This is a genomic window from Herbihabitans rhizosphaerae (genome assembly GCF_004216555.1).
GTDB classification, from domain to species: domain Bacteria; phylum Actinomycetota; class Actinomycetes; order Mycobacteriales; family Pseudonocardiaceae; genus Herbihabitans; species Herbihabitans rhizosphaerae.
Genome location: NZ_SGWQ01000017.1, coordinates 58249 through 71282 on the forward strand (window position 1 = coordinate 58249; position 13034 = coordinate 71282).

General features: G+C 68.9%; 14 protein-coding genes and 1 tRNA gene. 4 read left to right on the forward strand and 11 right to left on the reverse strand.

The window, feature by feature from the left end; genetic code table 11:
- Positions 1 to 8 precede the first annotated feature (8 nt).
- The 7 genes from EV193_RS31355 to EV193_RS31385 form a co-directional block, all read right to left on the reverse strand.
- Positions 9 to 815: an ABC transporter permease gene (locus EV193_RS31355; protein ID WP_242613802.1), complete on the reverse strand. Its 807-nt coding sequence runs from the start codon at positions 813 to 815 to the stop codon at positions 9 to 11.
- On the reverse strand, positions 812 to 1804 hold the full coding sequence (locus EV193_RS31360; protein WP_130348584.1) for an ABC transporter ATP-binding protein: 993 nt from the start codon (positions 1802 to 1804) through the stop codon (positions 812 to 814). The genes EV193_RS31355 and EV193_RS31360 overlap by 4 nt, the downstream gene beginning before the upstream one ends.
- A complete protein-coding gene (locus tag EV193_RS31365; RefSeq protein WP_242613803.1) occupies positions 1794 to 2345 on the reverse strand; it encodes an ABC transporter permease in 552 nt (183 codons plus the stop codon). The genes EV193_RS31360 and EV193_RS31365 overlap by 11 nt, the downstream gene beginning before the upstream one ends.
- A 652-nt stretch (positions 2346 to 2997) precedes the next feature.
- Positions 2998 to 4398, reverse strand: a complete 1401-nt coding sequence (locus tag EV193_RS31370; RefSeq protein ID WP_242613804.1) for an MFS transporter — start codon at positions 4396 to 4398, stop codon at positions 2998 to 3000.
- A gap of 15 nt (positions 4399 to 4413) precedes the next feature.
- Positions 4414 to 4920 (reverse strand): SRPBCC family protein, encoded by a 507-nt coding sequence (locus EV193_RS31375; RefSeq protein WP_130348585.1) that lies wholly within the window; start codon positions 4918 to 4920, stop codon positions 4414 to 4416.
- A gap of 112 nt (positions 4921 to 5032) precedes the next feature.
- On the reverse strand, positions 5033 to 6250 hold the full coding sequence (locus EV193_RS31380; RefSeq protein WP_130348586.1) for an RNA polymerase sigma factor: 1218 nt from the start codon (positions 6248 to 6250) through the stop codon (positions 5033 to 5035).
- Positions 6247 to 6582: a YciI family protein gene (locus EV193_RS31385; RefSeq protein ID WP_130348587.1), complete on the reverse strand. Its 336-nt coding sequence runs from the start codon at positions 6580 to 6582 to the stop codon at positions 6247 to 6249. Before EV193_RS31385 ends, EV193_RS31380 begins: the two co-directional genes overlap by 4 nt.
- 171 nt (positions 6583 to 6753) lie before the next feature.
- Between EV193_RS31385 and EV193_RS31390 the strand changes: the two genes are divergently transcribed.
- The gene (locus EV193_RS31390; protein ID WP_130348588.1) at positions 6754 to 7809 is read left to right on the forward strand and encodes a chitinase; all 1056 of its coding nucleotides are present in this window, start codon (positions 6754 to 6756) and stop codon (positions 7807 to 7809) included.
- Between the two features lie 68 nt (positions 7810 to 7877).
- On the opposite strand, the gene EV193_RS31395 is transcribed toward EV193_RS31390, so the two are convergent.
- Positions 7878 to 7950 (reverse strand) — tRNA-Lys (locus EV193_RS31395).
- 241 nt (positions 7951 to 8191) lie between these two features.
- Between EV193_RS31395 and EV193_RS31400 the strand changes: the two genes are divergently transcribed.
- Complete coding sequence (locus EV193_RS31400) at positions 8192 to 9385, forward strand: L,D-transpeptidase (protein WP_242613805.1); 1194 nt, start codon at positions 8192 to 8194, stop codon at positions 9383 to 9385.
- Positions 9386 to 9400: 15 nt separating this feature from the next.
- Here the strand turns inward: EV193_RS31400 and EV193_RS31405 are convergent, their stop codons facing one another.
- Positions 9401 to 9616 (reverse strand): RNA-binding S4 domain-containing protein, encoded by a 216-nt coding sequence (locus EV193_RS31405; RefSeq protein WP_130348590.1) that lies wholly within the window; start codon positions 9614 to 9616, stop codon positions 9401 to 9403.
- Between the two features lie 215 nt (positions 9617 to 9831).
- Here EV193_RS31405 and EV193_RS31410 point away from each other — a divergent pair, with 215 nt between their 5' ends.
- Positions 9832 to 10074, forward strand: coding sequence for a hypothetical protein (locus EV193_RS31410; protein ID WP_130348591.1), 243 nt, complete (start codon positions 9832 to 9834; stop codon positions 10072 to 10074).
- Between the two features lie 3 nt (positions 10075 to 10077).
- On the opposite strand, the gene EV193_RS31415 is transcribed toward EV193_RS31410, so the two are convergent.
- Both EV193_RS31415 and EV193_RS31420 read right to left on the reverse strand, forming a co-directional pair.
- Positions 10078 to 11085 carry a hypothetical protein gene (locus EV193_RS31415; protein WP_130348592.1) on the reverse strand — a complete coding sequence of 336 codons (1008 nt, stop codon included), beginning with the start codon at positions 11083 to 11085 and terminating at the stop codon, positions 10078 to 10080.
- A gap of 50 nt (positions 11086 to 11135) precedes the next feature.
- Complete coding sequence (locus EV193_RS31420) at positions 11136 to 11969, reverse strand: dienelactone hydrolase family protein (RefSeq protein WP_130348593.1); 834 nt, start codon at positions 11967 to 11969, stop codon at positions 11136 to 11138.
- Between the two features lie 138 nt (positions 11970 to 12107).
- Between EV193_RS31420 and EV193_RS31425 the strand changes: the two genes are divergently transcribed.
- Entirely contained in the window at positions 12108 to 13034 is a 927-nt protein-coding gene (locus EV193_RS31425) for a GlxA family transcriptional regulator (RefSeq protein ID WP_242613806.1), read from the forward strand.

The following is a 13034-nucleotide window of genomic DNA, read 5'->3' on the forward strand; positions in this document are numbered from 1 at the left end:
TGGGCGGGTCAGATGCCGTGCGGGCGCAGAACTTCCTCGATGATCAGCGCGAGCCAGTCGACGAGCAACGCGAGGGCGGCGACGATCACGCCGTAGGTGATGGACACCAGCGGACGGTTCAGGCTCAGCCCGACGACCAGGCCGCCGCCGAGTCCGCCGGCATCGATGAACGTGCCGAGTACCGCACTCGCGACGGTCAGCACCAGCGCGGTGCGCACCCCGGCGAGGATCACCGGAACCGACAGCGGCAACTCGACCCGGAACAGCACCCCGAGGCGGGACATGCCCATCCCGTGCGCCGACTCGATCACCGTTCGGTCGACCGCTTCCAGACCCGCGATCGTGTTGCGCAGCACGGACAGCGCCGAGTACGCGACGAGCGCGATCACCGCCGTCCAGAAGCCGATGCCGATCACCAGGGCCAGCAGGACGATCAAGCCGATCGACGGGATTGCCTGGCCGAGGTTGCCGAGGCCCAGACCGATCGGGCGCAGCCAGCGCAGGTGTGGCCGGGTGAGCGCGATCCCGAGCGGGATGGCGATCGCGACCGTCAGTACCGCCGAGACACCGGACAGGACGATGTGTTCGCGCAGCTCGGTGAGGATCGCGCTCATGGTCAGCGTGCGCGCCTCGATCGGATCGAGCGTCTGGCTGTTCACCACGAGGTAGAGCACGAGCATGGCCAGCGCGACGATCACCGGCCGCAGGACCAGCGCGCGCCAGTTGGCGGCCAGCCGGCCCGCGACGGTCAGCGCGGCGCCGTGATACCGGCCGCGCTCCGGCAGCACCTGTCCGGTGACCGGGTCGCCGCTCACGATGTCGCCCGCCCGGTGCCTTGGGCGATGCGCAACACCTCGGTCAGCCGGAGTAGCCCGACGGTGTCGCCGCCCTCCTCGACGACCGCGACGGCGTCGCTTCCGGTCCCGAGGAGCACGTCCAGCGCGTCGCGCAGTGAGCCGCCGGCGTCGACCCGAGGCAGGTTCGTGTCGTCCGCGCCGACCGGCTCGAGTGTCTCCTCGCGCAGCGGCATGAGCGTGAGCCGCTTGAGGTTGGGGCCGGCTCCGATGAAGCTCTCGACGTACTCGTCGGCCGGGTTGGCCAGGATCGCGGCCGGCGTGTCGTACTGCACGATCTCCGATCCCGGCCGCAGTACGGCGATCCGGTCGCCGAGTTTCAGCGCCTCTTCGAAGTCGTGCGTGACGAACACGATCGTCTTGCGCAGCTCGGACTGCAGGCGCAGGAACTCGTTCTGCAGGTGCTCGCGGGTGATCGGGTCGGTGGCGCCGAACGGCTCGTCCATCAGCATGACCGGCGGGTCGGCGGCCAGCGCCCGCGCGACGCCGACGCGCTGCTGCTGCCCGCCGGACAGTTCACGCGGGAACCGCTGCCCGTAGTCGGCGGGCAGGCCGACGAGTTCGAGCAGCTCGTCGACCCGCGCCCGGATGCGCGCACGGCTCCACCCGAGCATGCCGGGGACCAGGCCGATGTTGTCGCGCACCCGCATGTGCGGGAACAGGCCCGTCTGCTGGATGACGTAGCCGATGCCGCGCCGGTGCTGATCGACGTCGAGCTTGAGCACGTCGGTGCCGCCGATGGTGATGCGACCCGACGACGGCTCGATCAGCCTGTTGATCATCTTCATCGTGGTGGTCTTGCCGCAGCCCGACGGGCCGACCAGGACGACCAGCTCTCCGGCGGGGATGGTCAGCGACACGTGGTCGACCGCCGGCTGCTCCTGGCCGCGGTAGACCTTGCTCACGTCGTCCAGGACGATTTCCTGGCACTCGGTGCTGTCAGTTGCCACGGATTCCCCTCGAGGTGGTCACTCGGCCGATCACGACGTAGACGAGGTCGAACAGCAGCGCCAGCAGCATCACGCCGACGGTGCCGATCAGGACTTGGTTGAGCGAGTTCGCCGCGCCGAACCGGCCGAGCCCGCCGAAGATCTGGTTGCCCAGCCCGGGGCCCTTCACGTACGCGCCGATGGTCGCGATGCCGATGATCATCTGGGTCGACACCCGGATGCCGGACAGCACGACCGGCCAGGCGAGCGGGAACTTGACCTGGTAGATCAGCCGCCCGCGTCCGACGCCCATGCCCTGTGCCGCGCCGACGACCGCGGGGTCGACGCCGCGCAGGCCGACGATCGTGTTGCGGGTGATCGGCAGCAGCGCGTAGAGGACCAGCGCCACCACGACCGGCACGGTGCCGAGGCCGAACGGCCCGATCAGGATGCCGAGCAGGGCCAGCGACGGGATGGTCAGGAACGCCGACGTGGTGCTCGTCGCCAGCGACGCGAGCGCCGGCTGGGTGTAGGTCATCAGCCCGATGCCGACGCCGATCACGACCGCGATCGCGATGACTCCGATGGTGAGGTTGGCATGCCGGATCGCATCGTTGACGATGCTGATCCAGTTCTGCTGGAAGTACTCCCAGACCGACAGAGTGCACCCTCCAAGATCAGACGGTTGTCTGACGATACCGAAGTGATCAGCGTTCGAAGCCGTTTCTGGCAGATCGGAACGGATCAAATGAAGAATCGGGGCGGTCACAAGCCGTTCGGGCAAGCAAGCGCGTCGGGAGGCCGCGAGGGTGGACCGCTACACAGCGTATGAGGATCTCACCCCGATCGGGGTTCGCGTTGCCGGTCCAGCGGTGCGCCGTTCGAGTGCTTCGGGGACGAGTTCGAGATCTGCCGTAACTGACGACGATCGCGCCCTGGAGTCGCGCGCGCCGATAGCTCGGGCAGACCGCTCAGGAAGCTCCGGCCTACAGGCCGAGTCGGGCCTTGGTCCGCGGCAAGGGTTCGTCGACGGGAATGTCCTCGCCGGTCAGCTTCGCGGCCGCGCGACGGTGTCCGCTGCGGATTCGTCCTGACCGGTACTGCCGATTCGGCGCTCGCCGTGGGGGAGAGGTGCCCGTGATCACCGCACGGTCGAGCTGAAGATCAAACGGTCCTGCCCCACACGGTGAGTGCGAGGCAGGACCGTTTGGCGGTCAAGCAGTGCGTCGGAATCCGATCGCCGCGGTGATGGCGCCGAGACCGGCGAGGACGCCGATGGCGGCGAACGCCGTGTGGAAGCCGGCGAGGCCGGTTCCGGCCACGAGAACCGTGGACACGGCGGCGACGCCTGCCGCGCCGCCGATCTCACGCATCGTCTCGATTAGTCCCGAAGCGAGTCCTGATTCCGATTCTGTGACGCCGGACAGCGCGCCGATTTGCAGCGAGGGCACGCAGAGCCCGAAGCCGAGTCCGGCGAGCAGGAACGTCGGAAGCAGGTCGGAGACGTAGTCGGCGTCGGCGGGGACCCGCGTCAACCACACCATTCCGACGGTCAACAGTGCCAGGCCGATGACCAGTAGGCGCCGCACGCTCACGGCGGCTGCGAGGCGACCGGCGACGAATGAGGTCACGAGGACGGTCGTTGTCGTGGCCAGCCACGCCAGACCAGTATGTGTCGGCGAGTAGCTGAGTCCCTGCTGCATCAGCAGCGATCCGAGGAAGATGAACGAGAAGAACGCGCCGAACGTGAGCAGCGCGGTGAAGTTCGCCGCGATGAGCGTGCGGTTCCTCAGCGCGCTGGCCGGCACGAGGGGTGCTGGTGAACGCTTCTCGAGCCAGACGAACGCGGCTATCAGCACGCCGGCCGCGATGAACCACGCCAGTGTGATGGCGGAGGTCCATCCGTGGGTGGAGGCATGGTGGAGTGCGTAGACGAATGTCACAAGGCCGCCGGTCACCGTGCTCGCTGCTGCGATGTCGAGTCGCCCGGAACGGCCACGGGCCGCATCGGCCGCAAGGCCGATGGTGGCGAGTGCGATGAGCACGAGGCCGGTGGGAACGTTGATGAAGAACGCCCACCGCCAGCCCGGGCCGGCGGCGATGAGACCGCTCGCGACAACGCCGGCCGTTCCGCCCACGCTGGCGACGGCTCCGAGGATGCCGAGGGCTCGATTGCGTTCCCGCCCTTCGCGGAAGGTGACGGCCAGCAGCGACAAGGCTGCTGGTGCGGTGAGTGCCCCGCCCAACCCCTGGAGCCCACGGGCCGCGACCAGAATACCGACGTGCTGCGCCACGCCCGCCAAAAGCGATGCGGCGGTGAACAAACCAAGGCCGGCAAGCAAGATCCGGCGCGGTCCCAACAGGTCGGTCATCCGGCCACCGACGAGGAGGAATCCGCCGAGCAGGAGGCCGTAGGCGACGACGACCCACTGCACGCTGCTCTGGCTGACGCCGAGGTCGCGCTGGATCGAGGGCAGGGCCACGTTCACGATGGCGATGTCAAGGCCCACCATCGCCTGGGCGGCGCACGCCAGGCCCAGCACGAGCCCGTGGCGAGGACGTGCGCCGGTCGGCGGAGCGGCGGCGGTTTCCCTGGGGCTTTCGATGACAGTCATGGTTCGTCGCTCCTTTCAGCTCGCGGCGGGGCGGTGGTAGCTCTGAATGGGCTGACCGGTACCGGTCGTGATCAGTTGCGGCAGGCTCGTGGTGATGTAGAAGGTCCAGCCGCGCGAGCACGCGTCGAAGCACTCGGATTCGGCCGCGCTGAGCCCGACGTGGGTGAAACGCAGCGTCGTGCCGTTCTCGTCGGTGGTGATGTCGAAGACGACGTCGGTGTCGGTCCACTCGTCGCGGTCGTCGACGAAGGTGAGGTAGGAGTCCACGACGTGCCAGACCATCCGTCGGCCGGGCACGACCTCGGTGAGCTGGAACCGGGCGAAACGGATGCCCTCCTTGCCTTGGGCGGTCTCGCCGGCGTGGGTGAAGTCGTCGGTGAAGACGAACTCGTCGCGCGGGCCGGCGGTGTCGCCGATGATGTTCTCGTTCCACCATCCGCGCACGTTGGTGATGGCCGCGAAGACCTCGTCCGGCGTTTGGTCGACGGTCATGGTGGCGCTCAGGTACTCGGTGTTCGACATCGTTCTCGCCTCTCTGTCTGGTGGTTTGCCCCACCGACGCGGGAGGTCGCCCGGGATCGACATCGACCGGGAAGAAATTCGAAAAAGTTGGCCGCGATGGTGTTCGTGCAGGTCAGAGGCTGCGCAGGCGTGCGGCCAGGTAGCGACGTTCGGCCTCGGACGGTGCCAGCTCCAGCGCCTCTTCGTATGCGGCGGCGGCCTCGGTGAGGCGGCCGCCCCGACGGAGAAGATCGGCCCGGGTCGCGGGCAGCAGGTAGTAGCCGTCGAGTTCGCCGGACTCGGCGAGCTGGTCGACGATGGCGAGCCCGGCGGGGATGCCGTCGGCCATCGCGATCGCCACGGCGCGGTTGAGGTCCACCACGGGAGACGGCGCCAGGCGCGTCAGCTCGGCGTAGAGGGCGGCGATCTGTGGCCAATCGGTGGCTTCGGCGTCGGGTGCGGTGGCGTGACAGGCGGCGATCGCGGCCTGCACCTGATACGGCCCGGAACGCCGCATGGTCAACGCTTCGTCAAGCCTGGCTTCACCTTCGGCGATCAGCGCGCGATCCCACCGGGACCGGTCCTGGTTCTCCAACGTGACCAGCACGCCGTCGTCGGTGCGGCTCGCGCGGCGGGCCTCCAGCAGCAACATCAACGCCAACAGGCCGCGCGCCTCGGACTCGGTCGGCATCAGATGAACCAGTACCCGGGCGAGGTGGATCCCCTCGGCCGCCAGCGCCCTGCGCTCGTCCACCTCGTCGTAGCCCTCGTTGAAGATCAGGTACAGCACCGCGAGGACCGCGGTCAGCCGCCGCGGCAGCAGCTCGGCCGGGGGAACGCGGTACGGGATCCCGGCCTCGACGATCTTGCGCTTTGCGCGCACAAGGCGTTGCGCCATCGTCGGCTCGGCGGTCAGGAACGCCTTGGCGATCTCACCCGTGCTCAGCCCCGCCAACGTGCGCAGCGTGAGGGCGACGCGGGCCGGGAACGGCAGCGCGGGGTGACAGCACGTGAAGATCAGCCGCAACCGCTCGTCCGGAATCTCCTCCGACGACGGCTCGATCGAATCCCGCTCCAGCACGGCGAGCTGTCGCAGCTTCGCCGCCGCCGTCGTGTCCCGGCGCAGCCGATCGATCGCCCGGTGCCGGGCCGCCGTCGTGAGCCACGCACCCGGACGAGCCGGAACCCCGTCGCGCGCCCAGGTCGTCAGCGCGGCGGCGAACGCGTCCTGCACGCAGTCCTCGGCGAGGTCCCAGTTCCCGGTCAGCCCGATCAGCGTGGCGACCACCTGGCCCCACTCGTCCCGATACGCCGCGTCGACCGCGGTACGGATCTCCTTCGGCGCGGTCATTCCCACACGGGACGCACCTCGATGCAACCGTGCTGCGCGTAGGGATGCCGCGACGCGATCGCGATCGCGTCGTCCAGATCGGCGCACTCGATGATGTCGATGCCGCCGACGAAGTCCTTCGTCTCCGCGTACGGGCCGTCGGATACCAGCGTCTCGCCGTCACGGACGCGGACCGTCGTCGCGTCCGCCACCGGACGCAGCCGCGCGCCACCGAGGCTGGCTCCCCGCCGATCCAGCTCCGCCGCGTACGCGTGGTGCGCGGGGTCGGCGGCGATCTCCTCCATGGACGGCGACACTTTCTCATCGTCACAGATCAGCAGTACGTACTTCACGACGCCACTATGGCCCGGCGTCCCCTGTTCCGCACGCGCGTCGCCGGCACGTCGAGAAGACCATGGTCTAGACCACCCGATCGCCGGTACTCAGCGGCGGGCGCGTGTGCCTATGTTGAGCGGACGGCCGTTAACCGCTTTACGTCCGCCTGCTTCGAGATGGGAGTCGGGATGTTCGGTCGGAAAACACGCATGCTCGGAATCGCTCTCGCGGCCGCACTCGCCGTGCCGCTTGTCAGCCTGGCCTCGGCGAACGCCGCGGCCCCCGCTGACACCTGTCCGGTGAAGTCCCGGCCGGAAGGGAAGATCCTCCAGGGCTACTGGGAGAACTGGGACGGCGCCGCGAACGGCGTGCACCCGCCGTTCGGCTGGACGCCGATCACCGACAGCCGCATCAAGCAGCACGGCCACAACGTGATCAACGCGGCGTTCCCGGTCATCCGCTCGGACGGCACGGTGCTGTGGGAGGACGGGATGGACGCCACCGTGAAGGTCGCGACGCCCGCCGAGATGTGCCAGGCCAAGGCCGACGGCGCCACGATCCTGATGTCGATCGGCGGCGCGGCGGCCGGCATCGACCTCAACTCGGCCGCGGTCGCGGACCGGTTCGTCGAGACGGTCGTACCGATCCTCAAGACGTACAACTTCGACGGCATCGACATCGACATCGAGACCGGGCTCGTCGGTAGCGGGAGCATCACCACGCCGTCGGCGTCGCAGGCCAACCTCATCCGCATCATCGACGGGGTGCTCGCGCAGATGCCGGCGAACTTCGGCCTCACGATGGCGCCAGAGACGGCCTACGTCACCGGCGGCAGCGTCACCTACGGCTCGATCTGGGGCGCGTACCTGCCGATCGTCAAGAAGTACGCGGACAACGGCCGGCTCTGGTGGCTGAACATGCAGTACTACAACGGAAGCATGTACGGCTGCTCCGGCGACTCCTACCAGGCGGGCACCGTCCAGGGCTTCACCGTGCAGACCGACTGCCTGGACCGTGGTCTCGTCGTGCAGGGCACCACGATCCGGGTGCCCTACGACAAGCAGGCACCCGGCCTGCCCGCACAACCCGGCGCCGGCGGCGGGTACATGTCCACAGGTTTGGTGGCGCAGGCGTGGAACCACTACTCGGGCGCGCTGAAAGGCCTGATGACGTGGTCGATCAACTGGGACGGCTCGAAGAACTGGACGTTCGGCGACAACGTCAAGAGCCTCCAGGGCCGCTGAGAAAGGCCAGGCTGCTCGGAAACCGCAAAACCGCAGGCCAACATGAAAGTTGACCTGCGGTTTGGGGGTGCGCCGCCAGGGACTCGAACCCCGAACCCGCTGGTTAAGAGCCAGCTGCTCTGCCAGTTGAGCTAGCGGCGCTCGCACGAATGGTGTCGCACGAACGGCGAAACCGTAGCACAGCGCGACTCCCGGCTTGAAATCCGGGGGTGTGATCGCGTTGGCGTCTGCAAAACCTCGATCCGGTGACGCCCTGTCGGGGGCATCCGGCACACTAAGGGGTGGGGCCGGGTGCAGGCCGTTCGACAAGTCGGGACGGGGGTCTTGGATGTTTGCAACTGGAGGTGCTCGGCACCGCCGCCAAGGACGTGGCCGGAGCGCGTTGATCATCGCGTTCGCCGGTGCGTTGCTGGCAGCCGTGACGGCGTGTACGTCGGGTTCGCCCGCCGCGGAACAGCCGTCCGGGCAGAACAGCTCGTCACCTCCGAGTTCCGGGGCGCCCACCAGCTCCTCGGCCCCCAAACAGCTCGCGCTCGCCCTCACGCCGGCCGATCGCGCGGCCGATGTCGCCCCCGGCGAGCCGGTCACCGTCGCCGCCACCGACGGCAAGCTCAACCAGGTCACGCTCACCGGCCAGGACGGCCGCCAGGTCGCCGGCGCGCTGAGCCCGGACGGCACGAAGTGGCAGTCCTCCGAGCCGCTCGGCTACGGCAAGACCTACACCACCGTCGCGGTCGCCCAGGGCGCCGGCGGTGGCACCCAGGAGTCGCGGTCCACGTTCAACACGGCGCGCCCCAAGCGCCAGATCTCCCTGTCGGTGAACCCGCAGGACGCGCAGACCGTCGGCGTCGGCCAGCCGCTGGCGTTCTACTTCTCCTCCGCCGTCCCCGACAAAGCCGCGGCCGAGCGCGCCATCCAGATCAACACCACGCCCGCGGTCGAGGGCGCCTTCTACTGGATGGACAACAACGAGGTGCACTGGCGCCCGAAGGAGTTCTGGAAGCCCGGCACCAAGATCTCGATCAACGCGGCGATCTACGGCAAGCACCTCGGCGGCGGCGTGTACGGCCAGGAGGACAAGCGCTCCAACGTCACCATCGGCGACTCGGTGATCATCCGAGCCGACGGCGGGTCGCACCAGATGATCGTCGAGATCAACGGCGCGGTCGCCCGCACGATCCCGATCTCGATGGGCAAGCGCGGCCACGAGACCCCGCACGGCACCTACGTGGTGATGAGCGAGCACACCAACTACGTGATGGACTCCTCCACCTACGGCGTGCCGATCGACTCGCCGCAGGGCTACCGGACCCCGGTCGCGGTCGCCACGCGCGTGTCCAACAGCGGCATCTTCTACCACTCCGCACCCTGGTCGGTGAAGCAGCAGGGCCACTCGAACGTGAGCCACGGCTGCATCAACATGTCCACCGACAACGCCAAGTGGCTGCAGAGCATCTCCAACAGGGGCGACGTCTTCATCGTCGCCAACTCCGGCGGGCCGGCCCTGCAATCCTGGGACGGCCTCGGCGTCTGGCAGATCCCGTGGGAGCAGTGGCGGGGCGGCGGCAAGCGCTAGTCGTCGGGGCAGTCGTCAGCGCGGCCCGGTGACGCGGAACCGTTGCGTCCCAACGGAAATCACGTCACCGGGGTGCACCTGTCGGCCGCGCCGGTGCTCCGGCTCGTTGTTGACCGACACCTCGCCGTCCTCGAGCATCTCCTTGGCGTCGACGCCGTCCTCGGCCAGCCCGGCCAGCTTCAACAGTTGGCCGAGTCGGATCATCTCGTCGCGGATTTCCAGTTCTTGCACGTGACCATCATGCCGGTCCGCGCACGCGTGGGCGCGGCTGCTCGAAGGTGCCTGGGCGCAAGAGCGTTCTTACAGTAGCTTGCAAGAACACTCTTGTGGTGGATGCTGAGCATGCACGGCTTCCAGTCCTTCCCGCTCGGGCAGGAGTTCGCCTCGGGCTGGAGCGGTTTCGCGGACGCGCACAAGTTCGTCGTCACTGCGTCAACCAGAAGCGCGTGTACGCCTACGGCGGGGAGCAGTCGCGCGACGAGTGGGTCACGCGCGCGAGCTGCGACCCGGCACCGGTGGTCGAACCGGTGCCGAGCGGCCACGCGCAGAGCTACATCCGTTGCGCCGCAGGCGTTTCCGTCACCTGGCGGTCATACGCCGGCCTCGGCCACGAGTACCCGAAAGGCGCGGACGCGGAGGATTTCCGCGCCCGCGCCTGGTGGCACCTCAGCGCGCACTCGCTGCCGTAGCGGTTACGGGCAGGTCCAGTACACCGGCCGCTCGGACATCGGCGGGCGGTAGAACGTGTAGCCGCCGAACGTCTTGCCGTCCGGGCTGATCGAGCGCACTGCGTGCGCCGTGCGCTCGTCCTTCCCGGGAAGCTTGACCGTCTTGCCGTCGATCACCGCGACCGCGCCGACCGTGAAGTCTTGGCCGGCGACCCAGCCGTGCTCGTTGACCGCGTCCACCGACGACGGCAGCTCGGGAATCCGCTCCACCACATCGGTCTTGACGTTCCACCGCACCGAGCCGCGTGCCGAGCCGATCGCCCACTCACCGTTGATCTTGGCGGCGGCGGCCAGCTCGTTGGCCGGCAGGTCATCGGGCCGCTTGAGCAGTGCGTGCGTGCCGTCCGGCCGCCACACGTAGGCGTTGCTGCCCACCACGCCGACGATCGTGCCGTCCGCCGCGATGTCCTGCGCCCGGCCGGTCTGCTGGCCCGGCGGCGGCATCGGCAGGTCGATCGGCTCCTCGGTCGCCGACGGCCACATCACCGGAATCGCGATGTGCGGGCCGGTCGAGGTCGGGATCAGCCGGTAGCCGACGATCTGCCCGGTCTCGCCGATCGCGGTGACGGTCGCGCTCTTCCCGGCGAGATAGTGGATCTTGCCGTCCTGGTGCACCCAGGGGCGGGTCTCCAGCGGTTGATCCGTGCTCTGGGTGCCGGTCGCCGCGCCCTTGCTGTTCAGGTCGACCACCGAACTCGGCAGGTCGGGGATCTCCTGGACGATCTTGCCGTCGCGCCAGAGGACCGCCATGCTCTTCGGCGGGTCGAAGCTGATCGGGACGTTGCCGAACAGCGTCGTCCCGTCTGGCATCGCGCCCAGGACCGTGCCCGCCTGTCCACCCTGCGGCATCGGCAACTCGCGCAGCTCGCATGCCGCCGGTGCCGCGCCGGAACCGTCGGCGTGTGCCGTCGGGACCAGCGCCACCACCGCGGCCGTGGCGGCTAACGCACCCCCGATCGCCACCAATCGCACTCGTGCACCCCGTGTCACGTGAACCCCTCTCGTCGACAACCTTCTCCTAGTTAGTCGATCACACCGACCTTGAGGTTGCCCTGATCCGAAAACAATCGGTCGGCGAGGAAGCCGAGGATCTCGTCCCTCGCCTTCACCGTGGGGTGTCCGTCCTCGTCCACGAAATGCGCCGTGACCACGCTGTGCGGAGTCCCGACCACGTCACGGAAGAACGGTGTCGGCTCGGTGTTCGCGGCACTGTCGGGCAGCACACGTCCGTCGAACGCGTCGCCGAGGAGCGCCTGGTAGGCGGCGAACCGCTGGCCGGTGCACCAGCGGTCGCCCTGGAATCGGTACGCGAGCACGGTCAGCCCGTCCCGCGTGACACGGTCGCGGACCGCCCGCGCGTCCTCGTCGCTGATCTCGAGTCCGGCGGGGTCGTCGAGGGGGAGTGACGGGTGGTTGACCACCGGCGCGATGACGGCCGGCTCGAGTGCCATGGTGAGCGCGAAGTTTCCGGTGAAGCACAGCCCGATCGTGCCGACGCCCGGACCGCCGCATTCGGTGTGCGCCAGGCGCGCGAGCCCGCGCAGCCACGTCGTGACAGGGCTGGTGCCGCCGCCGGCAAACGCGCGGAACTCGGCACTCACGCACGCGCGCCGCACCACTTCCTCGCCGCCTTCGGCCGTCGGGTAGGCGCCGTCCCGCCCGAACAGGGAGGGGACGTAGACGGTGAAGCCCGCGTCCCGCACCCACCGCGCGAGCCGCAGGACGTCGGGGCTGATGCCCGGCATCTCCGGCATCAGCACCACGGCCGGCCCGGCGCCGCCCACGTACACCGTCTTCTGCATACCGCTCACGTCGATGCGGCGGCGGTCGAAGTCCGTGATCTCGTCATCGTTCATGCCGGACAGCCTGGACCACTGCGCCCGCGTCAGACGAGAGGCCACATCGCCAGGTACAGGGGTAATCTCGCCACCATGAGCGCGTTGCGGGTCGGTGTCCTGGCCTATCCGGGCTGCTTCGCCTCCGAGGTGTTCGGCGTGCCCGACCTGCTGACGATGGCGAAGCACATCGCCGGTCCGACCGGCGCCGGCTACGAGGTGGCCATCGTGTCCCCGCGCCGGCGCGTCATCGCCTCGGGTGGCGTGGCGCTGGCGGTGTCACCGCTGCGCGAGGTCGACGTCCTCGTCGTACCCGGCTTCGAACTCGTCCCCGGCCTCGACCTGGACGCCAAACTCGGCCCACTGGCCGCCGAAATCGCGGCGATCCGCGCACACGCGGCCACGGGCAACGCCGTCGTCTCGATCTGCGTCGGCGCGTTCCTGCTCGCCGAGGCCGGCCTGCTCGACGGCCGCGGGGCCACCACCGCCTGGCTGTTCGCCGAGGACCTCGCCCGACGTTGTCCCGCCGCCGAGCTGCGCCCCGACCACCTCGTCGTCACCGACACCGGCGTCACGACCACGGCGGCATTCAGCGCGATGTACGACTTCGCGCTGGACCTCATCCGCCAGCACAGCGGCGTGCGCGTGGCCAGGACGACCGCCCGCGTCACCCTCGTCGACGACGCCAGGACGTCACAAACCCCCTACGTCGACGCACGACTTCTCCCAGAACCCGGAAACGACTTCGCCCGCAAGGTCATGCGCCGGCTCGACCAGAACCTCGCCACCCGATACGACCTCGCCACCCTCGCCGACACTTTCAACGTCAGCACCCGAACCCTGCTCCGCCGTTTCGCCAACGAAGCCGGCCGCACACCCCTCGAATACCTCCAGTCGGCCCGTGTCCGCCGCGCCCGCCACCTCCTCGAAACGACCGATCGCACCATCGCCAGCATCGCCGCCGCCGTCGGCTACAAGGACCCCGCCACCTTCAGCACCCTTTTCGCCACCCACACCGGCCAACGTCCCACCACCTACCGCGCCGCCTTCAACCGGAGCGCGTCCGGCAAGGTCGATACGATCTGA